We start from the raw sequence: 24506 nt of genomic DNA, 5'->3' as shown, positions 1-24506 counted from the left end.
ACAGAAAAGTAACAATAATGCTGAACCTTTATAAAGAATCAATACTTAGCATCAATGGTGGTGAAATATCTGATCCTTTCTGTATGTATCCAGTTTATGAGCCATGGACCTATTCAAAAAAGTGGTGCCAGGATGTTTTGGATTTTATATATAGAATGATCTACTCTCATCTAATGTGGATCGATTACCCTGATGAAGGGCCACCCCCCGAAGAGCTAAAAGATATTTTTGAACAAATGTCTCAAAACTCTCCTAATGAGTTTAGTGGTCTTGCGATATGGTCAACCCATCAGTTTTATTTGACTGATAAAGGACAGGAGTTTTTGGATGAATGGAATATATCTGGGAATGATCAGGCTTATTGGAAGAAATTGAACCATATTTTCGAAGAAAATAACGTTGGATTTGATAAATCCAGATTTATTCCGGTGAAATTTTAAAAAAGTTCAATCCTACTTCTATTCCAACGTGTGTTTGTGCGTTGCCTACCCCTCCCCCCTAGGGTAGGGTGATGTATGGTTCATCATTCTCACCCCCTTATCCGGCGGCAACTGCAACAGGCCCACGGGCACCTTGCCAAAGTTATTGCCATGCTCGACGAAGGCCGAAGCTGCTCCGACCTTGCGCAACAGCTTGAGGCCGTGGAAAGCACGATCCGCAAATCCAAGCGCATGCTGGTGCAGGACCACCTTGAGCACTGCATTATAGACGCCATTGCCGCAGGCGAGATGAGCCGCGAGGACGCCTTGCAGGCTTTTGCCGCCCTGACCAAATACCTGTAAACGCATGCTGCATGTTTTGCGCCACCGCACCTACCGCCACCTGTTTGGGGCACAGCTTGTTGCCCTGACCGGCACAGGCCTTGCCACCGTTGCACTGGGGTTGCTGGCCTTCCGCGTAGCGGGGGGGCATGCCGGGGCTGTGCTGGGCACCGCACTGGCCATAAAAATGCTGGCTTATGTGGGCCTAGCCCCCCTTGCCGCAGCTTTTGCAGGCCACCTGCCCCGCCGCACGGCACTGGTTCTGCTGGACCTTGTACGCTGTGGTGTGGCCGCCTGCCTGCCGTTTGTGAACACGGTCTGGCAGATTTACGTTCTGATCTTTGCCCTCCAGGCGGCTTCGGCTGCATTTACACCGACGTTTCAGGCGACCATCCCCGATATTCTGCCCGACGAGCAGGATTATACCGATGCGCTCTCCCTCTCCCGCATTGCGTATGACATGGAGAGCGTACTCAGCCCGTTACTGGCCGCAGCCCTGTTGAGTGTCGTGTCCTTCCACGCCCTGTTCGTGGGGACTGCGCTGGGCTTTTTGGGTTCTGCCGCTCTTGTCATGTCTGTTCGCCTGCCCGCCCCCAGACCTGCACCGCACCGGAGTGTGTACGAGCGCACAACCCGTGGCATACGCCTCTACCTTGCTACTCCGCGCCTGCGGGGCCTGCTGGGTATTAACATGGCCGTTGCCGCGGCAGCCTCCATCGTGCTGGTCAACACGGTTGTTTATGTGCAGGGCACATTCGGGCTGGGGCAGAGCGCAACAGCGCTCGCACTGGCCTGTTTTGGGGCGGGCTCCATGCTGGCAGCCCTTGGCTTACCCCGGGTGCTGGCACGCAGGGCAGACCGCACGGTTATGCTGGGTGGGGCCAGTGTGTTGTGTGTGGGGGCTGCTCTGGCCATAAGCGTGCCCAGCTATGGCTGGCTACTGCCACTCTGGGCCGTGCTGGGCGTTGGGTATTCCGTTGCACAAACACCGTCTGGCCGCCTGCTCCGCCGCTCCGGCACGGCGGAGGACAGGCCCGCACTGTTCGCGGCCCAGTTTTCGCTCTCTCATTTATGCTGGTTACTGGCTTACCCACTGGCCGGGCGTGTGGGGGCTGCGTTTGGGCTGCCTGTTGCCGCTATGGGGTTATGCGTGCTGGCCGTTATGGCCACGGCACTGGCGTCTCTGGTCTGGCCCGCAGACAACCCGGACACCCCCGAACCGGCTCCCCTGTAGCCTGATACATTCCAGCCAGCCCAATACTGGGCCGGAGGCAGCACACTGGGTACTGCCCCTGCCTTCCATGCACTATAGGCTGGCTAGAAGCCGAGCCTGCTATGCATTTCCCCCACCAGTTCGGCCGTATCATCCAGTGGGGTTACGTACCATGGCGTGGGCAGGCGGATAGCACTCTCACCCAGCACACGCACGCGCCCGGCCAGTTCGAGTTCCTCAACAAACTCATTGATCCGGCGGGATTTGCCAGGCAGCGGAAAAACCGTAACAGGCGCACGCCCTGCCACGGATTCGGACATCATGGAAACACTGTCTATGGTTACAAGCAGGCTGTCGGCACAGGCGATCAGTCCGATATAGGGGTTATCCCCTTCCCCATCCCATACAAAGCCGCCTGCGGGTTCTATAATTTCCTTGAGCGCGGCCAGTGCCTGCGGGTCTGTCCGGCGGGAGGCGGTCACAATCAGGCTGCCGCCTTCATCCTTGCGGGTCTGCACCAGCACATGGGCCAGCCTGCGGGCTTCTGCCTCACCCAGCTGGAAGCGTCCGTTGGAGCCACCAACAAGGGCGGCTACCAGCGGGCGGGGCAAATGGGCAAACCGTGGCTCCCACTCCTGCCGGGCACTTGCAAGCTCCTCGGGGGTAAGGCCATGCAACGCGGTGCGGCCGAGCAGAACATTGGGGCCAGAAATATCATCATGCCGGCAGGCCAGAATCAGGTCAAAACGGGCGAGCGACTGCCGGGGGTTCTGAATCTGCACCACCGGGCGGTGGTGCGCGCGCAGGGCTGCGCCAATGGCGCCACCCTTGCCGCCAATGCTGATCACCACATCCGCGCGCAGCAGGTCCTTGTGGGATTCCAGCATCTGCCCGCTGCTACCACGCAGGCATGTGCGACCAAGCCAGCGCGGGCCAGCCAGTGCCACACGCGCCACACGGCTGGGGCATACGGGCTGGAACGTACCGTCCCACCCGGCACGGTGGGCAAGCCCCAATGCCTGCGAACGCATACCGGCAAAATTTTCCCCCACCACAAAAGCGTGGGGTGCCGCACGCGGCAAATCCTCTACCGGGTTCGAGCCAGTTTGCGCACCTGCATACATTGCGCTCGCCATAACGCGCATTCCTCCGCTACACATCGGCCTTTGCAACCACGCGCCCTGCATGGTCCGCTTTGTCCTTGCTATCGGTTTGTCTTTAAAAGCAAGGCACCTTGTACGCATTCCAGACCACGAGAAAGGCAACAGTATGTCCGCTAGCTTCAAGGATACGGGTCTGTCCCCAGCCCTTTGCGCCCATGCACAGCAGGCGGGAATGACACATCCGACCCCCATCCAGCTAGCGGCCATTCCCGCAGCACTGGAAGGGCGGGACATTCTGGCCACCGCCCCGACCGGCACGGGCAAAACCGCAGCTTATGCGCTGCCCATGCTGCACAGGCTGCTCAAGGCCCGCAAACCCCGTACATTGCTGGTTATGGTGCCCACGCGTGAACTTGTGTTGCAGACCGCCAAGGTCTTTCACACCTGTCTGGGCGAAGGGGGCAAAAAGCAGGCAAACGCCAGAACGCATACCCCCCCCATTATCTGCCTGTATGGCGGCGCGGACCGGGACGAGCAGGCCGCAGAACTCATCCAGACCAGCGGCATGAGCCGTATTCTTATTGCCACACCGGGGCGTCTGCTGGATTTTATTGGCACAGGCACATGCGACCTTACGGACTGCTTCCAGCTTGTAATGGACGAGTGCGACCGCCTGTTCACCCACGAGTTTGAGGAGGAAACCCGCACGATCCTCAACTACCTGCCCACACCGCGCCAGACACTGGCTTTTTCCGCCACCATGCCGGCCGCGTGCAAGGCCATGCTGGCCAGCATTGTGTACAAGCCGGTGGAACTGAGTGTTGAAAAACCACCCGAGGAGCGCCCCGCCATCCGTCAGGGTGTGCTGTTTCTGGAAGACGAACAGAAGGCCGCCTTCCTCAAGACATTTTTTGGTCGCAGCCCCAAAACACGCAGCATTGTGTTTGTCCGCACCAAAGCGGAGGCGGATGTGCTGGCCGCCACACTCAAAAAAGCACGTCTGGCCGTGGCCCCCCTGCATGGGGACCTGACACAGGACAAACGCACCAGCACTGTGGCCAGCTTTGGCTCTGGCCGCCTGTTTATTCTGGTCGCAACCGATGTGGCCGCCCGTGGGCTGGATATTGCCTCAGTTACGCAAGTTATTAACTACGACGTACCCGAACAGCCCGAAACCTACCTGCACCGCATTGGCCGCACAGGCCGCGCGGGGCAGAAGGGCTCCGCACTCACCCTGTGTTCGGGGGCCGAACGCAAGCGCCTGCGGCAGGTGGAGGTTGGCGCGCATGTCAAACTCCGCGTGCTCAGCACGGAGCAGGCACTCCCGCCTGCAACGCCGTCTGGCCCGCGCGCTGTGGCAGGTAAGCCGCGCCCAAAAACCAAAGGCGCATAACCACACCCGCCACCACAACACGGGCATGCTCCCCATGCCCGCAACACCTCCACACCACCGTGCAGGGAGGGGATTGCAGCCACACGCAACCCGAACCATACTCAGGCTCATGTGGTGCAGTTTTTTTCTCCCTCACCCATTGTGCCAATCTTTGGGGACAACACTCCGTTGCAAAGCACCGGGGCAGCCATGAGCTGTGCCGCAAAGCGCAAACGGGGTGGCAAAAGCTCCTACCGCTTCCGCACCCTGCCAGAGGTTCTGCCTCCCCCTCCGCCACCGCTCCCCCACGCACCACCGCAAGACCCCTTGCCGGACATAACACCATGGGTGCAGGGGAACTGCGGCATAAGAGGGGTCCATCATTTTGAAAGCCACAGGCCCGGCCCCCACATTGCCATAACGGCCCTGATGCACGGCAACGAATATGCCGGGGCCGGAGCCCTTACCCACCTGCTGGCAACGCCCCCTACCCCCACACGGGGGCGGCTGAGCCTGATTTTTCTTAACCCGGATGCCTACGCGGCGTTCGACCCCCGCCACCCCTCCCGCTTCCGCTATATTGAGGAGGACATGAACAGGCTGTGGGCCCCCAAGCTTATCCACTCCACACACACATCCCTAGAAATGCAGCGCGTGCGCGAACTTGTACCCGTGATTGACACGGTGGACGTGCTGCTTGACCTGCACACCATGACATGGCCTTCCGCCCCCCTGCTGCTGACCAGCATGGCAGAACGCAACCTGCGCATGGCCAACACACTGGCCTGCCAGCAGGCAAACCCTCCACAGGTTGTGCTGGATCAGGGCCACCCCACCGGGCCCCGCCTGATTGATTACGAGCGTTTTTCCACGCCATCAGGCACGGCACGGGCCTGCCTGCTTGAAGCCGGGCAACACTGGACCCGCAGCGCCACCCAGCACAGCCTGAGCATGGCCCGCGCGTTTCTGGCCCAGCATGGCATGGGGCCGCCTTTACCCACCACCCCACACCAAGGCGGGATCAATGCCGTGGTGACCGATTGCGTGGAAGCCCATACCGCAGGCTTTGCCTTCCTGCGCCGCTATACGGGTGGAGATATTATTGAACGCGCCCAAACCCTGATTGCCGTGGATGGTATGGACGAAATCCGCACCCCCTACGACAACTGCATGCTGGTCATACCCAACCTGCGCCCCCGCCGGGGGCATACGGCTGTCCGGCTGGCGCGCCTTCTTTAAAATCAGGCCGGGTAGTACAGGCTCAAGGCAGGGTTTGCCTTAAGGCTCTGCTGTTGCAACCGGGGGAACATCGCCCTGCGCATCGGGCAGGCGGGGAGGAGGCGGCAGCGCGAGATAGGCCAGACGTTTGGTTTCCCGCCGCCCCAGCGCAACGCTGTCCAGAATAAGGCCACACCCCATGGAAAATACGGCCAGAATGACCAGCCCGGTCGCCAGAACAGCCGTGGGCAGGCGCTGCACCAGCCCGGTCCGGAAAAAGTCCAGAATAACCGGCAAGCCCAGACCAATGGCGCAAACCAGCACAACCACACCAATGGTGGTAAAGAACATCAATGGCCGTTCCTGTTTGACCAGATTGATGATCATGCCCAGAATACGGAAGCCATCGCTATAGGTATTCAGCTTGGAGGCCGATCCGGGGGGCCGCTCCACATAACGGGTTGGCTGCTCGCCAATAGGCATGGCCAGTTCCAGCGCATGAACGGTAAATTCCGTTTCCGTCTCAAACCCCGAAGACAGGGCGGGAAAGGATTTGACAAACCGCCGCGAAAAAACCCGGTAACCCGAAAGCATGTCCGACAACCGGCGCCCGAACACACTGGTGACAAGCCCGGTAAGCACCTTGTTGCCCAGAACATGGCCGCGCCGGTAGGCATCCACCCGGTCGGTAACACGCGCGCCATTCACCATATCCAGCCCGTTGGTGTAGGCGGTTTTCAGCATCTCTGGTGCAGCAGCGGCCTCGTATGTGGCATCCCCGTCCACCAGAATGTAAAAATCGGCTTCAATATCTGAAAACATGCGCCGGATCACGTAGCCTTTGCCCTGAAGGGATTCAGAGCGAACAATGGCACCAGCGGCCAGCGCGGTTTTGACCGTCTGATCCGTGGAATTATTGTCATAAACATAGATTGGCGCATTAGGCAGTGCTGCCCGAAAATCCCGAACAACTGACCCTATGGTTATTTCTTCATTATAGCAGGGTATTAAAACCACAACTTTAATATCAGCTAAAAATGACTTAGAAACATCCATTGAATCACTTACACTCTACTATATGGATGGCGAAAACTACTTTTCCACACCTCAATCCATCCATGTTGTCCAAGGCTTTTGCGTTGTATTTATTTCATTTTTTTTCTGTTGTATACGCCGCTGCATAAATTTCATTTTTTATAAAACAGGCTGCATATCTTTTCATATTCCAGTCATGGTCTACCTGCTTCCTCCCCACAGGAACGCGCAGAAACGCCGCACACGGGTCGGGCATGAACAGACCAGCAAAAAAGGCGCGGGAGAAAGCTCCCGCGCCTTTTAAGGCAGAACCGATTTAAACGCGGATTAGCGCGTATAAATGGGGAAGCGTGCACACAGGGCCTTAACCCGTTCATGCACAGCGTTTTCCACTGCGGTATCACCTTCCCCACCCGAAGCGGCAAGGGCGGTCAGCACTTCGTCGATCATTTCACCAACCTGGCGGAACTCTGCTTCGCGGAAGCCACGTGCCGTAGCGGCAGGGCTGCCCAGACGCACGCCAGAGGTAATGGCAGGTTTTTCCGGGTCAAACGGAATGGCGTTTTTGTTGGCTGTAATGCCCGCACGTTCCAGTGCCTGTTCCGCTGCCTTGCCGGTCACCTTTTTGGGCCGCAGGTCAACGAGCAGCAGGTGGGAATCCGTGCCACCAGTCACAATATCAAACCCACGCTCCACCAGCACTTCGGCCAGCACTGCGGCGTTCTTCTGCACGGCTTTCTGATATTCCTTGAACTCAGGGCGCAGGGCTTCGCCAAAAGCTACGGCTTTACCGGCAATAACATGCATGAGCGGGCCGCCCTGCAGACCGGGGAACACGGCGGAGTTGATCTTTTTGGCCAGTGCTTCGCTGTTGGTCAGGATCAGGCCGCCACGCGGGCCACGTAGGGTTTTATGCGTGGTGGAGGTTACAATGTCCGCATATTCCAGCGGGTTGGGGTACAGGCCCGCAGCAACCAGACCGGCAAAATGCGCCATATCCACCATAAGCAGCGCACCCACTTCGTCCGCAATGCGGCGGAAACGGGCAAAGTCGATAATCCGCGGGTAAGCGGACCCACCAGCCACGATAATGGAGGGCTTGTGCTCGCGCGCAAGGCTTTCCATCTGGTCGTAGTCCAGCATGCCGTCCTGCTGGCGCACGCCATACTGCACGGCATTGAACCATTTGCCCGAATAGTTGGGAGCTGCACCGTGTGTAAGGTGCCCACCCGCTGCAAGGCTCATGCCCAGAACGGTGTCACCCGGCTTGCCCATGGCCATGAACGCGGCCTGATTGGCATTGGCGCCCGAATGCGGCTGCACGTTGGCAAAAGCGGCACCAAACAGGGTTTTTGCCCGTTCAATGGCCAGGGTTTCCACCTTGTCCACTTCCACGCAGCCACCGTAGTAGCGGCGGCCGGGGTAGCCTTCGGCGTATTTGTTGGTCAGCACACTGCCCTGCGCCTGCAAAACAGCCTCGGAGGCCATGTTTTCGCTGGCGATCAGCTCAATCCCATCCTGCTGGCGGGTCAGCTCTGCGGCAATGGCGGACGCAACGTCCGGATCCGTCTGGGTCAGCGGCGCATGAAAAAAACGGTCCAGATCCGTGTGGCTCATTCGGGTGTTCCCTCAAAATCAAACTGTCGTTTGGCAACATGCCTGCCGGGCGGCAGATGGTGGTCACTCTATACGGTTCTGGCTCGCTCTTTGCCAGACCATGTTCCACACTGCTTTTTATAACAGACACAAGCGCTGGGTGCTCTCTTACTCCGTTCCTTGCGCCCCTGACAGGAGAAAAACGCAAAAGGGGCGGAACTCTCCCCCTTTTGCAGCCCTGCACTTTTACCCACCGCACAGGCTTGCATACACCACAAGCACCAGCCCCGGCATGGCACGGGGGCTGGCCCCCGCGGTAGCTGCGGATTCGCATACTGTGGGCATTGCAAAACCACGCGGAGCTGACCTTTACCCCAGCGGGGTTGCATAACAGGGGCAGGAGCGCATACTCCCCCCGTTTTGTTCACCCCTGTGCTGCCATGGACAACCAGCCAAGCCTGCCCCGTGGCAAACACCGTGCAAGGAGATCCCGCCCATGATGGCTGGTCGTTTCCCTTTGACCCGCCCGCGCCGCAACCGGTTTGACGATGCGACACGCCGCCTGGTTGCCGAAAACTCACTGGGCATCAGCAACCTGATCTGGCCGATTTTTTTCATGGAAGGAACAGGTGTTACAACCGAAGTTTCCTCCATGCCCGGTGCGCACCGCGTTACGCTGGACCGGCTTGCCAAGCATGTGGAACCAGCCGCCAAACTGGGTATTCCAGCCCTTGCCCTGTTCCCCATCACCCCGACAGAAGCCCGTGATGACGTCGGGACCGAAGCGCTCAACCCCGACAACCTGATGTGTCGGGCAGCCAGACTGCTGAAAAAAGAGTTCCCCGACATGGCCCTGATCGGGGACGTGGCGCTGGACCCCTACACCAACCACGGCCATGACGGCGTGATCGAAGATGGCTACGTGGTCAATGAGGCTTCGGTCCAGATCCTGTCCCAGCAGGCTGTTAATCAGGCCCGCGCAGGGGTGGATATTATTGCCCCTTCGGACATGATGGACGGGCGCATTGCCGTTATCCGGCAGGACCTTGACGCCAATGGCCTGATCAACACCCGCATCATGTCCTATGCCGCCAAATATGCATCCGCCTTTTATGGCCCGTTCCGTGATGCGCTTGGCTCTGGCGGGCTGCTGAAAGGCGACAAAAAAACCTATCAGATGGACCCCGCCAACAGCGACGAAGCCCTGCGCGAAGTGGAAATGGACATTGCCGAAGGCGCGGACATGGTCATGGTCAAGCCGGGCATGCCGTATCTGGACATTATCCGCCGCGTAAAAGACACCTTTAGCGTGCCGACTTTTGCGTATCAGGTCTCGGGAGAATATGCGATGCTCATGGCAGCCATCAACAATGGCTGGCTCGACCGCGACCGTGCCATCATGGAAAGCCTGATGGCTTTCCGCCGTGCTGGAGCCAATGGCATACTCACATATTTTGCCATTGAAGCTGCACAGCGCATCCGGGAAAGATCGGGCCTGTAACCACCGCCTGGCCCATGCCGGGCATAAGCGGGCCGGTTCTACTGGCCCGCCATGCATCCGGGATTGCCGATTATGACGCCTCCGCTGCGCAACCCGCAGTTTTTTTACACCACCACGGCACAACCCTGCCCGTACCTGCCTGCGCGCATGGAACGCAAAATTCTGGTTGATCTGGCAGTCCCCGATGCCGACACCCTGCACAGCCGCCTGTCTGCCACGGGCTTCCGGCGCAGCCACACACTCGCTTACGCGCCTTTGTGTGCAGGATGCTCTGCCTGTATTCCCATCCGCCTGCCTGTGGCGGCCTTTGCCCCCAGCCGCACACAAAAACGGGTCTGGAACCGCAATACGGACCTGAGCGCGACCTTGCTGCCCCCTGTAGCAACAGGCGAACAATACGAGCTGTTCCGCCAGTACCTGAACACCCGCCACGCAGATGGCGAAATGGCAAACATGACCGCGCGCGACTACCGGATTATGGTGGAGGAGACGACGGTTGATACACAGATCATAGAATTCCGCACGGCAGACAACAAACTGATCGCCGTCAGCCTGACCGATACGCTCGATGACGGGCTTTCGGCCGTGTACAGCTTTTACGACCCCCAGCAGACCACCCGCTCACTGGGGGTGTATGTTGTGCTTTTTCTTATTCACCAGACATTCCTGCTCGGTCGCCCGTATCTGTATCTGGGCTACTGGATTCCGGGCAGCCCCAAGATGGCGTACAAAAGCCGCTTCCGACCGGCAGAAATCCTGCGTGATGATACATGGCAGCCGCTGGACCCGGAGCAGCCCATCAACACCACGCGGGACGCCCTGTTCCCGGATGCGCCGTTATTCTGACCCACCTGCCAGACATGGGCCCACCTCCGCAGGCCATGTGCCCGAGGAGCAGGCCTGATAACAGGCTTAGGCTTTTTTGTTCGCCCAGGTGGGAGCCAGCTTGCCAACACTTGCACGCTTGCCCAGCCAGTCCTGCAAATCCGCCATAACGCGGTTCCGTACGGCTCCGGGCCAGACCAGCCCTTCGGATGCAGTAAACACCACAGCCTGACGCAGCTGCCCGCCATCAGCGTATTTCTGCAACGCCACCCCCAGACCACGCCCCATGACGGGGAGCTGATCGAGCGGAAAAATCAAAAACCGGCGGTTATCCCCAAGCACTGCCACGTGGTCCCCTTGTGCAGGAATGCACAACTGGGCGGACTCATCGCCCTTGAGGTTAAGCACCTGCCGACCTGAGCGCTTTTCGGAGACGAGGTTATCATCCTCCACCACCATGCCACGCCCGGCACTGGAAGCCACAAGGCGCTTACCGCCTTCCTCGAGCACAAAAACCGCTAGCAGTTCTTCATCATTGGAGAGGTCCATAAGCAGGCGTACCGGCTGGCCATCACCCCGCCCGCGTGGCAGGTCCACACCCTTGAGCGTAAAGGCACGGCCATCGGTCGCAAAAAAGCACAGCCTGTCCGTGCTCTGGCACGGAAGGGCCAGCTTGAGGCCATCCCCTTCCTTGAACTTCTGGCTTTCCAGATCAACATTGTGGCCCTTGATGGCCCGCACCCACCCTTTTTGGGACAGGATCATGGTCAGCGGTTCGCGCTCCACTGTTTCCACCACCGAAATATCAACCGGCTTGGGAGCGGACAGAATGGTGCTGCGCCGTGGTCCAACGCGGCCCTTGCCAAACGTCTTGACCATGCCCTCCAGTTCCTGCCCGATCTGCTTCCAGCGCTGTTTTTCATCCCCCAGCAGCGCGAGTAGTCCGGCTTTTTCGGCAGCAAGGGCGTCATGCTCCTTGCGGATTTCCATTTCCTCAAGGCGGCGCAGGCTGCGCAGGCGCATGTTCAGCACGGATTCGGCCTGCATGTCTGTCAGGCCAAAGGTGGCCATCAGGCTGGCTTTGGCATCATCCTCCTCGCGGATAATGCGAATGACCTCATCCAGATTGAGGTAAACGATGAGAAAGCCTGCCAGAATTTCCAGCCGTTTTTCCACGGCGGCAAGGCGGTGGCGGCTGCGCCGTTCCAGCACTTCGTGCCGGTGGTCCAGCCATGCCTGCAACACCTGCCTGAGCCCCAGCACACCGGGGGAGCGGTCCGCCCCCAGCACGTTCATGTTCAGGGGGAAGCGGCTTTCCAGCGGCGTGGCGCGGAACAGGGTTTCCATCAGCACTTCGGGTTCGATCCCGCGTGTTTTTGGCTCAAGGATCAGACGGATTTCATCCGTACTTTCGTCGCGAATATCGCCTAGCAGCGGGAGTTTTTTCTGCTCCAGCAGGTCTGCTACCTGTTCGATCAGGCGGGACTTCTGCACCTGGTACGGTATTTCCGACACAACAATATGCCATGTGCCAAACCGCCCCTGCTCCACGGCCCAGCGTGCACGCATGCGGAAGCCCCCACGCCCTGTCTCGTATGCCTGCAGAATAGCCGAGGCATCCTCCACAATCAGCCCGCCGGTGGGGAAGTCCGGCCCCGGCATAAGGGCCAGCAGGTCCTGCGTGGTGGCGGTGGGTTTGCGCACCAGCAGCGCTGCGGCCGCGCACACTTCTGCCGCGTTATGGGGGGGAATGCTGGTGGCCATGCCCACGGCAATACCCGCGGCACCATTGGCCAGAAGGTTGGGGAACGCCGCTGGCAGCACCACGGGTTCCTGCTCCTCACCATCATAGGTGGGGCGAAAATCGACTGCATCGCTCTCGATCCCGTCCAGCAGGGCTACGGCCACTTCGGTCAGGCGGGATTCCGTATACCGCATGGCGGCTGCGTTATCGCCATCAATCGAGCCAAAGTTCCCCTGCCCTTCAACCAGCGGGTAACGGGCGGCAAAATCCTGCGCCAGACGGACCAGTGCCTCATAAACCGAGGCATCACCATGGGGGTGGAACTTACCAATGACGTCCCCCACAACACGCGCGCATTTTTTAAACCCCGATGCCGGGTCCAGCTTGAGCTGGTGCATGGCGTAAACCAGCCGCCTGTGCACGGGTTTGAGCCCATCGCGCACATCTGGCAGCGAACGTGACATGATGGTGGACAAAGCATAGGCCAGATAACGCTCGCTTAGCGCATCTGCCAGTTTTGTCTCCTCAATATGGCCTTCGAATGTCTCGTTCATGTTCTGCCCCAGATAAAACGGTGCGATGTGTGATGGCCATGACATACCGCCACAGGCCAAGTTGTGCCAGCCTTGGTGCGCAGTTCAGGTGTTGCCCGCCCCTGCTACCAGTTTTTCCACACGCCCGAGCAGCCTCTGCCGGGCGGCAGGGAGTGGCAGATGCCGCTGGCCAAAAGCATCCCGCGCCAGAAAATGCCCACTCAGGCGCAGGCCATCCAGCCAGTCCGGCCAGGAACCGGCCTGTGTGGGGTCATGCAAAAAAGCAGGGAGGGGCAGAAGCCGGTCCTTCCACACTCCTGCTCCTTCGCGGCTGACGGCACGCCCTGTGCGGGGGGAGACAAAAGCGAGGTCGCCCGTCTGCCCGGTCACGGCGCAGCAGCTTAAATCCAGCCCAAAGCCCAGCACGTCCAGCAAGGCCAGCTCCCACTCAATGTAATTGGGCAGGCCAGTCTGCTCCGCAACGTCGGGGCTGTAGCCGATAAAGGAAAGAAGTTTGAGGGTCGCCCCAAAAAATGCCGGGCAAGGTTCACCCTCGGGCAGGGTCGCATCGGCCAGAACACAGGCCGACTGCATCATGGCCAGTGCCAGCGGCATGCTCAGGATACGCGCCGCACAGCCGTACAGCAGCTCCCCCGATACCTGAACAGGAGCCCCCTCGCCCCGTTGTGTCAGGCGGACCTTGACCACATTACCCGGCTGCCACAAGGCACGACCGGCACGGCCAGCACCCCCGTAAGCCAGGGCACGCACCAGCCCGTCCTGCTCGGTCAGCATATGAACCCGCGCGCCATTTTCGCCCTGCGGGGCCACAAAAACAACAAGAGCGGGAGCCTCCCTTTGCAGAGAAGTCCCGCTCTTGTTCAACATGCAAAAGACCCGGTCTTAGACGCCGGAAACCTTCGCCACTTCAGCGGCAAAGTCATCAACGGTCTTTTCAATGCCTTCACCCAGATGGAAGCGGTCAAAACCAGCCAGCTTGACGCCAGCTTTTTTAACAACGTCCTTCACGCGGGTTTCGCCGTCATGCACCCAAACCTGTTCCAGAAGCACCACTTCTTCATAGAACTTGCGGATACGGCCTTCGACCATTTTTTCAATAATGGCTTCAGGCTTGCCGGATGCGCGGGACTGTTCGATCAGAACAGCGCGTTCACGCTCGACTTCTTCCTGGTTCAGGCTGCTGACATCCAGCGCGGACGGGCGGGTAGCTGCAACATGCATGCCAACCTGGCGGCCAAGCTGTTCAATGGCTTCATCAGCCGTCGGAGCTTCAATAGCTGCCAGAACGCCAATTTTGCCCAGACCGGGGCGCAGGGCGCCATGCACGTAAGTTGCCACCACACCAGACGGTACGGTGAACACGCGTGCGCGGCGCAGGGTCATGTTTTCGCCGATGGTGGCGATCAGGTGGGTCAGTTCGTCAGCAACGGTGCGGCCCGTGTCCAGCGTAGCTGCCTTGATGGCTTCCAGATCATCACCAACCTTGAGTGCAACCTGAGCAACGGATTCCACAAAGTTCTGGAACGCTTCGTTACGGGCAACAAAGTCGGTTTCGGCGTTGACTTCCACCATGGCGGCGGTTTTGTCGCCAGAGGCAACGGCAACCAGACCTTCTGCTGCCACGCGGCCGGATTTTTTGGCGGCGGCGGCAAGGCCCTTGGTGCGCAGCCAGTCAATGGCGGCTTCAATATCACCCTGCGCTTCGTTCAGCGCCTTTTTGCAATCCATCATGCCTGCGCCGGTTTTTTCGCGCAGTTCCTTGACCAATGCTGCGGTAATTTCCGCCATATTCCTACTCCTTAGAAAACCGCAACGCGCCCCTGGCAGGGCGCGTGGCAGAACATTCCGTTGCCTGTAAAAACCACAGGCATCTCATGCAAAAAAACAGCCCGGTTTAAGCCGGGCTGTTTTTTAAAGGCTTCAGCCTGCTGCCGGAGCTTCTTCCGCCACCGGAGCCGCTTCCAGAGCGGGTTCAACCGGCAGTTCTTCAGATGCACCCACGTCATGGCCCGCTGCACCCAGTTCGGCGGAAATACCGTCGAGCACGGAAGCGGAAACAAGGTCGCAGTAAAGGCCAATGGCGCGAATGGCGTCATCGTTGCCGGGGACCGGGTAGGTCACGCCGCGCGGGTCGGAGTTGCTGTCCAGAATGGCCACAACCGGGATACCCAGCTTGTTGGCTTCTTCAATGGCCAGCTTTTCCTTGTTCGTGTCGATCACGAACAGGACGTCGGGCAGACCACCCATTTCCTTGATACCACCAAGGGAGCGTTCCAGCTTGTCACGCTGGCGGGTCAGTTCCAGCACTTCCTTCTTGGTCAGGCCGGAAGTCGCGCCTTCGAGCGTTTCTTCAATCTGGCGCAGACGCTTGATGGAGCCCTGAATGGTCTTCCAGTTGGTGAGCATGCCGCCCAGCCAGCGGTGGTTGACGTAGTACTGACCGCAGCGACGTGCTGCTTCTGCAATCGGGTCCTGTGCGGCGCGCTTGGTGCCAACGAACAGAACGCGGCCACCGCCAGCTACAACATCGCGAATCGCCTTAAGGGCGCGGTCGAGCAGGCCAACGGTCTGCTGGAGGTCGATGATGTGAACCTGGTTGCGCACACCGAACAGGAACGGCGCCATGCGCGGGTTCCAGCGGCGTGTGTGGTGACCAAAGTGAACACCAGCTTCAAGCAGCTGGCGCAGTGTGAAATCGGGCATCGCCATGGGGCGTATTCCTACCTAACTGGTTAAACCTCCGCGAGACACCACCCAGCCATCTGACTGGGCACCAGAGGTGTATGGCCCCGCGTGTGTTATACCCCGGCCTGCGCCGGGGCGGCTCTATATGGCGTTTTTTGGCCCTGCGGGCAAGGCCAAAAAGTGCGTTCAGCCCTGCTTGAGCGGTTTGGCGTAACGGTTGGGCACCCCGCTGCGGGCCAGCAGCTCGCGCAGGCTTTTGACAACAGGGAACACTTCCACGTTGTGGTCCCCGCCCAGTTCACGCCAAGCGTTCTGTTCCATTTCCACAATTTCGCGGTCTTCTTCAAAGATGCGATGCGTAAACAGACCCAGCACCGGCCATGCCATATCAAGCAGGAAAGTCCATTTGGGCTTTTTAACCGACAGCAGACCAAACGCCTGAGTAACCTGCTGGGTTTCCCCCAGCGGCAGGTAACATGCCCACAGGTCCATGATCAGGTCGCCGTCCTTATCGTGGATCTGGAGCGTCTGGTACGGATAGGTAGTGCGGATGGACACGACCTCTTCCACCGGCTGTTCGCGCCCGTCATCATGGTGTTTGCCAAAAATCAGGGCTTCGGCCAGCGGCTGGTTGCCCCCTTTGCGCGCAAAGCTGTAGCGGGCTTCCATAAAGTTGTCGCCCTTGTCCTGCCCCAGAAAACGGGCCGTGATGGAACCCATCTGGCGGCGGTGCAGGAACTGATGGTTCATGTCCATCAGGTTTTCGTGCATGAACGTGTAGTGGCACTTCAGGCGCGGACTGAACTGGCGGGTCTTGTATTCGGGATTCCCCACCTGCGCGATGTCGGGCACAGGCACCTTGTCCGCCAGATCGGGGTCGCCGGGGAAGATAAAGATCAGCCCGCTTTTTTCGCGGCAGGGGTAGGATTTAACCGGGCGGCCCACGCCTTCCTTGTTCAGGTAAGGCACGGTTACGCATTTGCCCTGCTGGTCAAACGCCCAGCCATGATAACAGCACTTGATGCAGCCCTTATCGTCCACAACGCCTTTGCTCAGCGGGACCTGGCGGTGGGCGCAACGGTCTTCCAGCGCATAGACCGGGCCGTATTCGGGGCGGATAAGCGCAATGGGGTGGCCTGCAAAGCGGGCGGCAAATGCCTTGCCCTGCCGTACCTTGCTGGACCATGCCACAGGGTACCAGAAATTGGGATCAACATCGATCTGCCTCAGATCATAACGGGGGGCATGACCCTGCTCCGCCTGTTGCTCCGTGGCTGTTGCTGCCTGTTGCATGGTGTCACCTCATCAGAATACCACAGACCGGCTGTTCCGATGCATATCATTCCGGCCTGAAAAGGACGGGCGAACGATTGAGCATTCAGGCAGGTCTGCACAAGCCCTTATCGTCGCATGCCTGCCCTCTAAACGAAAAGGGCATAAATCAAAACCGGCTTATACGCTCTGCCGCAGGCATTGCTCCAGCTGCGCGGTATGTGGTTCGTCCACCGGCAAGGGCGTTCCGTCCAGTGCGGTCACCACCCGGAGCGAAAGAGAGTTGACCAGCCACACGCCACGCGCGCGCAGCAGGTCCGCCGGGGCCAGACGAGCCTCGCGCACAAGATTCTGCTCCAGCAGGCGCCCACGAGCAATGCCCGCCAACGCACCTTCCGCCCCATGGGGCGTGAGCAGCCCCGCATCCGTTGCTACCAGCAGGTTGCTGATTGTACTTTCCGCCACCCGCCCCTGCGTATTGAGCAACAGCGCATCCTGCGCCCCCAAACGCTCGGCCTCCTGCCGGGCCAGAATACCGGGCAGATAGTTCAGGCTCTTGATATAAGACAGGGGAGAGGCCTCATCCCGCCGGATCAACCGGCTGGTCACGGCCTGAATACGGGCAAGGCTAAACTCCCCCGGGGCCGCCGTAAGCAACACGGTAGGGTGCGGATGAGCCGGAGGCAGCAGCCCCCTTGGCCCCTCCCCGCGCGCCACGCTCAGCCGCAGCACCGCGTTTTGCAACCCGCATGCCTGTAGCAGCGCCGTGGCCGCCTCCTCCACCACACCCACCTGCGGCACGGGCATGCCCAGCACACCTCCGCCCGATGCCAGACGCGCCATGTGCCGGGGCAGATGCAGAACCTGCCCGCCAACCGCGCGCATGGTCTCAAACAGGCCATCACCCAACGTAAAGCCACGGTCTGCCGGGCTTATGCGGGCCTCATCACGCGCGAGGAGCGCACCATTGAGCCAGACGACGGTCATGCTCCCTCCGCAAAGGCAGCAAAAGGGGCGAGCTTCAGGCGCATTTCCTCATATTCCTTTTGCGGGTCGGACAGAATGGTAATCCCGCCCCCCGTGCCCATACGCAACTGCCCCCCATGGGCAACAAAACTGCGGATGATCACGGAGCTATCCATCCGCCCATCCACACCAAGGCAAAAAACCGTCCCACAGTAAGCCCCGCGGGGTGTGGCTTCCAGTTCGTCAATAATTTCCATGGCGCGGTGTTTGGGCGCACCTGTTACGGAGCCGGGCGGCAGGGTCGCTGCCAGCAGGTCAAACACATCACACCCCTGCCGCAAATGCCCCTGCACTTCGGAAACAAGATGATGCACATGCGCAAACCGTTCCACCGCCCATAATTCTGGCACACGTACGCTGCCAATACGGGCAACACGCCCGATGTCATGGCGCATGAGGTCCACAATCATCAGGTTTTCAGCACGTTCCTTGTCGTCTGCTGCCAGAGCCTGAGCCAGAAGCTGGTCCTCCGCCCCGCTCTGGCCCCGTGGGGCTGTGCCTTTTATGGGGCGGGTTGTCATATGCCCGTGCCGGTCAACCTGCAAAAACCGCTCTGGCGAGCATGAAAGCAGCGAAAACCCTGCCCCACAGGATAAAAACGCTCCAAAGGGTGCCGGGGCCACCTGCCGCAACCGGCGATACAGGCCAGATGAACACACATCTGCCGGCAGGTCCGCAACATGCTGGCAGGTGATGTTAACCTGAAAAATATCCCCCTGAGCAATATAGCGTTGCGCCGCACTAACTGCCCGGCAGTATTCCGCCTGTGTCTGACTGGCCCGCAAATGCAACGGGGGCACCTGTGGCGCAGGCTCCGCGCGTTCAGGCAGGGCGGACCAGAGTGCCTGAGCCTGCTCACGAGCCAGGGCCGTTAACCCACCATGCGCCAGCCCTGCCAGCACCACCTGCCGGTTTTTGCGGTCCCATATATAAGCATGATCGTAAAAAGCTGCGGAAAATACAGGAGCATCCCCTTCCGCATGCCGGGACGGAACACCTTGCAGGGCCCGACCAAATGCGTAGCTGGCAAAGCCAACCCAGCCACCGCAGAACGGCACATCAGCCTGACAGGCACCACCCCTGAAACCTGCCTGTATTTGACGCAGAATATCCAATATCTGCTCAGGCGTTCCCCGAGCCTGAGACACCCCATCCACTTCCACCCTATCTGCAAAAACCTGTAGGGTGTGGCGTGGATTATGGCAGAAGATACGCCACCGGCTGCGCGCGTCCAGCACTCCGCCACTATCGAGAAAAGCGCACCACGGGGCACTGCCCCACAGGGCCAGAACCGTATCCGGCTCCCGCCATGGCAGGGTGCGCGTCCATGCCACGGGCTAGACCTGCTCCACGCGGGAAATACCATTCAGGGTACGCAGCTTCTGCCCGAGCAGAGGGGTCACCTTGTAGCCACCACGCAACCGGATTTCCACATCGCAGCTTTCAGCCACACCGGGCAGTAGCACAATGCGGCCTGCTCCGCCTTTCTGGTCGCTCAGCACGGTTTGCAGGGCGGGCAGAGCCTCTTCCTTTTCCAGCCATATCCGCAATTCGCTTTGGCCTTGGGCGGCTGCGTCCTCCAGTTCCACAATGTCGGACGCGGTTATGCGCATGGCCTCGCCCTCCAGCTTAAGCTCGGCCGTAACCAGCACAGCCCGGCCCGCCACCAGACTTTCCCGCACACGGCCCAGCACTTCGGAAAAGACCGTGACCTCACACCCACCTGTGGCATCGGACAGGCGCACCCATGCCATTTTATTGCCTGTGCGGGTCGGGCGTTCCTTGCGGTCCACCACGCAGCCCGCAATTTTAACCCGCCCCACCCCGGCTTCTGCTGCGGCAAGCAGTTGGGAGGATTTAACAACCCCCAACCTGCGCAACACCGGGCCGTAGGAATCCAGCGGGTGGGCTGTCATATGGAAGCCAATTGCTTCTGCTTCCATAGCCAGTTTTTCAAACTCCGGCCAGTCCGGCCCTTCGGCCAGACGCAGGGGTTCCTTCTGCCCGCCACCCCCAAACAGGCCAATCTGGCCAGATGCCGCCTCCTGCGCCTGACTATGGGCACGGCGCAAAAGGGCATCGGCAGAATGAAAAACACGCGCCCGGTTTTTATCCAGACATTCAAACGCGCCTGCCTTGGCCAGATTTTCCATTTGCATGCGGTTGATGTGTTTGGGGTCTATGCGCGTTGCAAAATCGGTCAGATCGGCAAAAGGCTTGTCCCCTCTTGTGGCAACCAGAACCTCCATGGCCCCAAAACCAACTTTTTTAACCGCGGCCAGTGCATAACGAATGCCATATTCACCATTGGGCATGACCTCCACGGCAAAGTCGGCCTCTGAACGGTTGATGTCTGGCGGCAGCACGGCAATGCCCATGCGCTCGGCTTCCTGCCGAAGAGCGGCCAGTTTTTCCGTCCGCTCCCGCGCGAGTGACATACAGGCCGCAAGGAAGGCCACAGGGTGGTTAGCCTTCATCCATGCAGTCTGGTAAGAGACAAGAGCATAGGCCGCAGCATGGGATTTGTTAAACCCGTAATCCGCAAACTTGGCCATGAGGTCGAACACCTCTACCGCCTTGTCGTGATCTATGCCGCGCCCGGTGGCCCCTTTGGTAAAGATCTCGCGCTGGTGGTCCATTTCCGCACGGATTTTTTTACCCATGGCGCGGCGGAGCAAATCTGCCCCACCCAGACTGTAGCCCGCCATCTTCTGGGCAATCTGCATGACCTGTTCCTGATAGACCATAATACCGTAGGTCTCTTCAAGAATATCGCGGATTTCCTCGTGCGGGGGTTCCCATGCCTCTCCATGTTTACGGCGGCAGTAATCGGGAATATTGGCCATTGGACCGGGGCGGTACAGGGCCACGGCGGCAATCAGGTCTTCCAGCCGGGTGGGGCGCATCTGCTTGAGAACATCGCGCATGCCAGCACCTTCGAACTGGAAAACGCCTGCCGTATCCCCCCTACTGAGCATGTCATAGGTTGGCGCATCATTGAGCGGGATGCTCGCCAGATCCACGTCCTTGCCCATGCGGTGGATAAAATCCACACCGCGTTTGAGAATGGTCAGTGTTGTCAGGCCCAGAAAGTCGAACTTGACCAGACCGGCCTGCTCAACAAACTTCATGTTATACTGGGTGACCAGCGTATCGCTCTTGGGGTCTCGGTACAGCGGCACCAGTTCCACCAGCGGGCGGTCCCCGATCACCACCCCGGCGGCATGGGTGCTGGCGTGACGGAACAGCCCTTCAAGCTGCTGGGCAATTTCGAGCAGTCTGCGCAAAGCCTCGTCGTTATCGCGCATTTCCTGCAATTTGGGTTCGCCTGCTATGGCTTCCTTGAGCGTAACAGGCTTGGCAGGGTTGTTGGGAATAAGCTCGGCCACACGGTTGACCATGCCATAGGGCAGCCCCAGCACACGCCCCACGTCACGCACGGCCGCACGGGCCTGCAACTTACCGAAGGTAATGATCTGGGCAACCCGGTCGCCCCCATATTCACGCCGGACATACGCGATCACCTCGTCTCGTCGGTCCTGACAGAAGTCGATATCAAAGTCAGGCATGGAGACACGTTCGGGGTTAAGAAACCGTTCGAACAGCAGGTTGAAGGGAATGGGGTCAATATCCGTAATGGTCAACGCCCATGCTGCCAGCGAGCCTGCACCCGAACCACGCCCCGGGCCTACCGGAATATCATGCGCCTTGGCCCACTGGATAAAGTCCGCCACGATCATGAAGTAACCGGGGAACCCCATTTTGGAGATAATATCCAGCTCGAATGTCAGCCGTTCGCGGTAGCGGTCCTGCGTTGCGTCATCCAGCGTCATGGAGGCCATGCGGCGCTCCAGCCCTTCCCACGCCATGGCGCGCAGGGTCTGGTCCTCGGTCGCACCTTCACGCACTTTGGGGCAGACGGGCAGCAGGGGTTTGCGGGTTTCCACCTTTATGGCGCAGCGGCGGGCAATTTCGAGCGTATTGTCACACGCATCGGGCAGGTCCGCGAACAGGGCGCGCATCATCTGCGGGGGTTTGAACCAGTGTTCGGGGGTCACGCGGAAGCGGTCTTTTTCCGCCATGGTGCGGCCCTGAGCAATACACACCAGCGCGTCATGCGCCTCGTACATTTCCGGCTTGGGGAAAAAGCACTCATTGGTGGCCACAAGTGGTAGACCAAACTGGCTTGCAAGGCCCAGCACACCCGGCTCCACCGCTTTTTCCACAGCCAGCCCGTGGCGGTGCAGTTCCACCACCAGCCTATCGCCAAACGCTTCCTGCATACGGGCCAGCCAGCGTGTGGCCTCGTCCTTCTGCCCTTCGGCCAGCATCTGGAACAGCGGGCCGCGTGTGCCGCCACTAAGCAGCATCAGCCCTTCAGCGCGTGCGCAGAGTGTGTCCAGCGTTACAAACGGGTCAGACGGGTCGGATGTCTTGAACCCTTCGGATGAGAGGAACTGGAGATTGGTCAGCCCCACCTCGTTCTGGGCCAGCAACACCACCGGTTCAGCCGGGGCCCCGGGTTTGTCATTGCGGGCAGGCAGGCCGATCTGGGCCCCGATAATGGGCTGAATGCCACTTTTTGTGCAGTACTGCGAAAATTCCAAAGCGCCGAACAGATTGCCCGAATCGGCAATAGCCACGGCAGGCATATGCATTTCCTGCGCGAGGGATGCAATTTCCGGCACCCGGATTGCCCCCTGGCTAAGCGAGTAGGCAGAGTGCACACGAAGATGAACAAAATCAGCGTAGGACATACGCCCCCTATAGCACAGGCCCGGCCCCTCTCCACCGGGTTGTCTGCACTTTAAATCCCGCATGCTGTAAAACCGCCCTCTCTGGAACCGCGCGCCAATCAGCACTACAATGCGGATATTCCTGCCCTGTCCGGGCAATCCCCTTATGGGGGTTCATCTGTTTTTCAGGATTTTTCATGCGGATTATCAGATCCAGAACCGAACTGGCCACACTGGTAGCCCAATGGCGCAACGCGGGCGAAACCATAGGTTTTGTGCCCACCATGGGCTCGCTCCACAATGGCCACCTTACCCTTGTTAACGCATTGGACGGGCAGGCCACGCGCCGGATTGTGAGTATTTTTGTCAATCCAATCCAGTTTGATAACGCAGCCGACTTCCAACTTTACCCCCGCGGGCTGGAAGCCGATGCCGCCCTGCTGGAAGGCACAGGCAAAGTAGATGTGCTTTACGCCCCGGACGGAGCGGAAATGTACCCTGAAGGTTTTGCAACCCGCATTACGGTTTCCGGGCTGGATGGCATGTTGTGTGGCGCGGACCGACCGGGCCATTTTGATGGCGTTGCAACGGTTGTTACCAAGCTGCTGCTCCAGACCGGGGCCGACATAGCCGCGTTTGGCGAAAAAGATTACCAGCAGCTCTGCCTGATCCGCCGCCTTGTGCAAGACCTGAACCTGCCCGTGCGCATAAAACCCGTCCCCACCGTGCGCGAGGCCGATGGACTTGCCCTGTCCTCACGCAACCGCAGGCTCACCCCCCAGCAGCGCGAACAGGCTCCTTCCCTGCCTGCGGCATTACGGGCCTGCATTGCGGAGATTCAGGCTGGCAAAGCGGTTGATACCTGCCTGCAATCCTGCCGTGAAAACCTGAAAAGCCATGGCTTTAACGTGCATTATCTGGACCTGCGTTCGGGCGATACACTCCTTGCGACCGAAACGCTCACACCCGATGCACGCCTGTTTGTTGCCGCAAGTCTGGGCGACATCCGCCTGATTGACAACATGGCAGCTGCGTAAACTCCGTTACCCACCAAGCTTTTTTGCACAGGAAAGACAACAGCATGAGCATAACCCGCCTTGAACCTGAAGAACGCCTGAGCGGCGCTGTTATTCACAACGGTCTGGTCTATCTGGCGGGGCAGGTCGCGGATGACGCCACACTGGATGCGCAGGGGCAGATGGAAGATATTCTGCGTCAGGTGGATGCCATTCTGGCCAAAGCCGGAACAGATAAAAGCCGCCTGATTTCAGTCCAGATTTTTCTGGCCGACATGGCCGATATGGCAGGCATGAACCGCGCATGGGATGCATGGCTGGACAAGGGCAACAAACCCGCCCGCGCCACGGTAGAAGCCAAGCTGGCTGATCCGTCCTGGAAGGTGGAACTCACTGGCGTTGCCGCTCAGGCCTGAGCCCACGCAACACACTCCACATTCCGCCGCCCGTGCTGGCACACCACTCGGGCGGCAAAGACATGCGCGAACGCACACAGAGCGTTTGAAGCTATGGCGTAAGGAATTGTATTTTAGGGGGGAATAAGTGTGGCTCCCGAAGTAGGACTCGAACCTACGACCCAGCGATTAACAGTCGCTTGCTCTACCAACTGAGCTATTCGGGAATAATTATTTTACAACCACTTAGCGGCATTTCAGGGCATAATCTTTTTCAAGATGCCGCCCGTTGTGCTGCTGAATGGGTGTATAACGGCAACCCTTTGAGGGTGCAAGACCCTTTTTATATTACAAAATGTTAATCAATCTTCCCCTGTAAACGCACCCCGTTTGCCCCGCTGTTTCCGCCCGCACCGTCTCTGCCAAAACCCCTATCTGCTGCCTGTTGGCCAAT

General features: G+C 59.4%; 20 protein-coding genes and 1 tRNA gene. 9 read left to right on the top strand and 12 right to left on the bottom strand.

The genetic code is table 11. The annotated features are described in order from the left end of the window. Positions 1-17 precede the first annotated feature (17 nt). The 3 genes from ACSYTG_RS03580 to ACSYTG_RS03570 all read left to right on the top strand — a co-directional run bounded on the left by ACSYTG_RS03580 (position 18) and on the right by ACSYTG_RS03570 (position 1995). Positions 18-440 carry a hypothetical protein gene (locus ACSYTG_RS03580; RefSeq protein WP_489783083.1) on the top strand — a complete coding sequence of 141 codons (423 nt, stop codon included), beginning with the start codon at positions 18-20 and terminating at the stop codon, positions 438-440. A 75-nt stretch (positions 441-515) separates the two neighbouring features. After that, positions 516-782, top strand: coding sequence for a metal-sensing transcriptional repressor (locus ACSYTG_RS03575; RefSeq protein ID WP_086645614.1), 267 nt, complete (start codon positions 516-518; stop codon positions 780-782). 4 nt (positions 783-786) lie between these two features. Beyond that, on the top strand, positions 787-1995 hold the full coding sequence (locus ACSYTG_RS03570; RefSeq protein ID WP_489783084.1) for an MFS transporter: 1209 nt from the start codon (positions 787-789) through the stop codon (positions 1993-1995). Between the two features lie 83 nt (positions 1996-2078). Here the strand turns inward: ACSYTG_RS03570 and ACSYTG_RS03565 are convergent, their stop codons facing one another. Then, entirely contained in the window at positions 2079-3110 is a 1032-nt protein-coding gene (locus ACSYTG_RS03565; RefSeq protein ID WP_086645706.1) for a mitochondrial fission ELM1 family protein, read from the bottom strand. A gap of 133 nt (positions 3111-3243) precedes the next feature. Here ACSYTG_RS03565 and ACSYTG_RS03560 point away from each other — a divergent pair, with 133 nt between their 5' ends. Next, positions 3244-4470: a DEAD/DEAH box helicase gene (locus ACSYTG_RS03560; RefSeq protein WP_489783085.1), complete on the top strand. Its 1227-nt coding sequence runs from the start codon at positions 3244-3246 to the stop codon at positions 4468-4470. 189 nt (positions 4471-4659) lie between these two features. Then, on the top strand, positions 4660-5688 hold the full coding sequence (locus ACSYTG_RS03555; protein WP_489783086.1) for a M14 family metallopeptidase: 1029 nt from the start codon (positions 4660-4662) through the stop codon (positions 5686-5688). A gap of 39 nt (positions 5689-5727) precedes the next feature. On the opposite strand, the gene ACSYTG_RS03550 is transcribed toward ACSYTG_RS03555, so the two are convergent. Both ACSYTG_RS03550 and glyA read right to left on the bottom strand, forming a co-directional pair. Beyond that, complete coding sequence (locus ACSYTG_RS03550; protein ID WP_278740858.1) at positions 5728-6723, bottom strand: glycosyltransferase family 2 protein; 996 nt, start codon at positions 6721-6723, stop codon at positions 5728-5730. A gap of 306 nt (positions 6724-7029) precedes the next feature. Continuing rightward, the gene (glyA, locus tag ACSYTG_RS03545) at positions 7030-8319 is read right to left on the bottom strand and encodes a serine hydroxymethyltransferase (protein WP_086645618.1); all 1290 of its coding nucleotides are present in this window, start codon (positions 8317-8319) and stop codon (positions 7030-7032) included. Positions 8320-8794: 475 nt separating this feature from the next. On the opposite strand from glyA, the gene hemB reads away from it, so the two are divergent. Beyond that, the gene (hemB, locus tag ACSYTG_RS03540; protein WP_086645619.1) at positions 8795-9799 is read left to right on the top strand and encodes a porphobilinogen synthase; all 1005 of its coding nucleotides are present in this window, start codon (positions 8795-8797) and stop codon (positions 9797-9799) included. Between the two features lie 72 nt (positions 9800-9871). Beyond that, positions 9872-10645 (top strand): arginyltransferase, encoded by a 774-nt coding sequence (locus ACSYTG_RS03535; protein ID WP_489783087.1) that lies wholly within the window; start codon positions 9872-9874, stop codon positions 10643-10645. A 66-nt stretch (positions 10646-10711) separates the two neighbouring features. Here the strand turns inward: ACSYTG_RS03535 and parC are convergent, their stop codons facing one another. From parC to dnaE, 8 genes are all read right to left on the bottom strand, one after another. Beyond that, on the bottom strand, positions 10712-12922 hold the full coding sequence (parC, locus tag ACSYTG_RS03530) for a DNA topoisomerase IV subunit A (protein WP_415437490.1): 2211 nt from the start codon (positions 12920-12922) through the stop codon (positions 10712-10714). Positions 12923-13006: 84 nt separating this feature from the next. Then, entirely contained in the window at positions 13007-13765 is a 759-nt protein-coding gene (gene recO / locus ACSYTG_RS03525) for a DNA repair protein RecO (protein ID WP_489783118.1), read from the bottom strand. Positions 13766-13804: 39 nt separating this feature from the next. Next, positions 13805-14710, bottom strand: a complete 906-nt coding sequence (tsf, locus tag ACSYTG_RS03520; protein ID WP_086645622.1) for a translation elongation factor Ts — start codon at positions 14708-14710, stop codon at positions 13805-13807. Positions 14711-14842: 132 nt separating this feature from the next. Beyond that, a complete protein-coding gene (gene rpsB / locus ACSYTG_RS03515) occupies positions 14843-15631 on the bottom strand; it encodes a 30S ribosomal protein S2 (protein ID WP_086645623.1) in 789 nt (262 codons plus the stop codon). Between the two features lie 162 nt (positions 15632-15793). Next, complete coding sequence (locus ACSYTG_RS03510) at positions 15794-16900, bottom strand: Rieske 2Fe-2S domain-containing protein (protein WP_086645624.1); 1107 nt, start codon at positions 16898-16900, stop codon at positions 15794-15796. Between the two features lie 159 nt (positions 16901-17059). Further along, positions 17060-17866: an aminotransferase class IV gene (locus tag ACSYTG_RS03505; RefSeq protein ID WP_489783088.1), complete on the bottom strand. Its 807-nt coding sequence runs from the start codon at positions 17864-17866 to the stop codon at positions 17060-17062. After that, positions 17863-19239, bottom strand: coding sequence for an aminodeoxychorismate synthase component I (gene pabB / locus ACSYTG_RS03500; RefSeq protein ID WP_489783089.1), 1377 nt, complete (start codon positions 19237-19239; stop codon positions 17863-17865). The genes ACSYTG_RS03505 and pabB overlap by 4 nt, the downstream gene beginning before the upstream one ends. A 3-nt stretch (positions 19240-19242) precedes the next feature. Next, entirely contained in the window at positions 19243-22662 is a 3420-nt protein-coding gene (dnaE, locus tag ACSYTG_RS03495; RefSeq protein ID WP_489783090.1) for a DNA polymerase III subunit alpha, read from the bottom strand. A gap of 176 nt (positions 22663-22838) precedes the next feature. On the opposite strand from dnaE, the gene panC reads away from it, so the two are divergent. After that, positions 22839-23678, top strand: a complete 840-nt coding sequence (panC, locus tag ACSYTG_RS03490; protein ID WP_489783091.1) for a pantoate--beta-alanine ligase — start codon at positions 22839-22841, stop codon at positions 23676-23678. 44 nt (positions 23679-23722) lie between these two features. Continuing rightward, positions 23723-24073 carry a RidA family protein gene (locus ACSYTG_RS03485; RefSeq protein ID WP_086645629.1) on the top strand — a complete coding sequence of 117 codons (351 nt, stop codon included), beginning with the start codon at positions 23723-23725 and terminating at the stop codon, positions 24071-24073. 130 nt (positions 24074-24203) lie between these two features. Here the strand turns inward: ACSYTG_RS03485 and ACSYTG_RS03480 are convergent. Then, a tRNA-Asn gene (locus tag ACSYTG_RS03480) sits at positions 24204-24279 on the bottom strand. Between the last annotated feature and the right edge of the window lie 227 nt (positions 24280-24506).

Source organism: Acetobacter sp. ESL1128, from assembly GCF_058505085.1.
The sequence above is the reverse complement of the archived record's forward strand: the minus strand, read 5'-3'. Positions and strand labels throughout refer to the sequence as shown.

Coding starts and splice junctions, on each gene's coding strand:
- ACSYTG_RS03580 (WP_489783083.1), top strand. CDS start 18: ATGCTGAACCTTTATAAAGAATCAATACTTAGCATCAATGGTGGTGAA.
- ACSYTG_RS03575 (WP_086645614.1), top strand. CDS start 516: ATGGTTCATCATTCTCACCCCCTTATCCGGCGGCAACTGCAACAGGCC.
- ACSYTG_RS03570 (WP_489783084.1), top strand. CDS start 787: ATGCTGCATGTTTTGCGCCACCGCACCTACCGCCACCTGTTTGGGGCA.
- ACSYTG_RS03565 (WP_086645706.1), bottom strand. CDS start 3,110: ATGGCGAGCGCAATGTATGCAGGTGCGCAAACTGGCTCGAACCCGGTA.
- ACSYTG_RS03560 (WP_489783085.1), top strand. CDS start 3,244: ATGTCCGCTAGCTTCAAGGATACGGGTCTGTCCCCAGCCCTTTGCGCC.
- ACSYTG_RS03555 (WP_489783086.1), top strand. CDS start 4,660: ATGAGCTGTGCCGCAAAGCGCAAACGGGGTGGCAAAAGCTCCTACCGC.
- ACSYTG_RS03550 (WP_278740858.1), bottom strand. CDS start 6,723: ATGGATGTTTCTAAGTCATTTTTAGCTGATATTAAAGTTGTGGTTTTA.
- glyA (WP_086645618.1), bottom strand. CDS start 8,319: ATGAGCCACACGGATCTGGACCGTTTTTTTCATGCGCCGCTGACCCAG.
- hemB (WP_086645619.1), top strand. CDS start 8,795: ATGATGGCTGGTCGTTTCCCTTTGACCCGCCCGCGCCGCAACCGGTTT.
- ACSYTG_RS03535 (WP_489783087.1), top strand. CDS start 9,872: ATGACGCCTCCGCTGCGCAACCCGCAGTTTTTTTACACCACCACGGCA.
- parC (WP_415437490.1), bottom strand. CDS start 12,922: ATGAACGAGACATTCGAAGGCCATATTGAGGAGACAAAACTGGCAGAT.
- tsf (WP_086645622.1), bottom strand. CDS start 14,710: ATGGCGGAAATTACCGCAGCATTGGTCAAGGAACTGCGCGAAAAAACC.
- rpsB (WP_086645623.1), bottom strand. CDS start 15,631: ATGGCGATGCCCGATTTCACACTGCGCCAGCTGCTTGAAGCTGGTGTT.
- ACSYTG_RS03510 (WP_086645624.1), bottom strand. CDS start 16,900: ATGCAACAGGCAGCAACAGCCACGGAGCAACAGGCGGAGCAGGGTCAT.
- ACSYTG_RS03505 (WP_489783088.1), bottom strand. CDS start 17,866: ATGACCGTCGTCTGGCTCAATGGTGCGCTCCTCGCGCGTGATGAGGCC.
- dnaE (WP_489783090.1), bottom strand. CDS start 22,662: ATGTCCTACGCTGATTTTGTTCATCTTCGTGTGCACTCTGCCTACTCG.
- panC (WP_489783091.1), top strand. CDS start 22,839: ATGCGGATTATCAGATCCAGAACCGAACTGGCCACACTGGTAGCCCAA.
- ACSYTG_RS03485 (WP_086645629.1), top strand. CDS start 23,723: ATGAGCATAACCCGCCTTGAACCTGAAGAACGCCTGAGCGGCGCTGTT.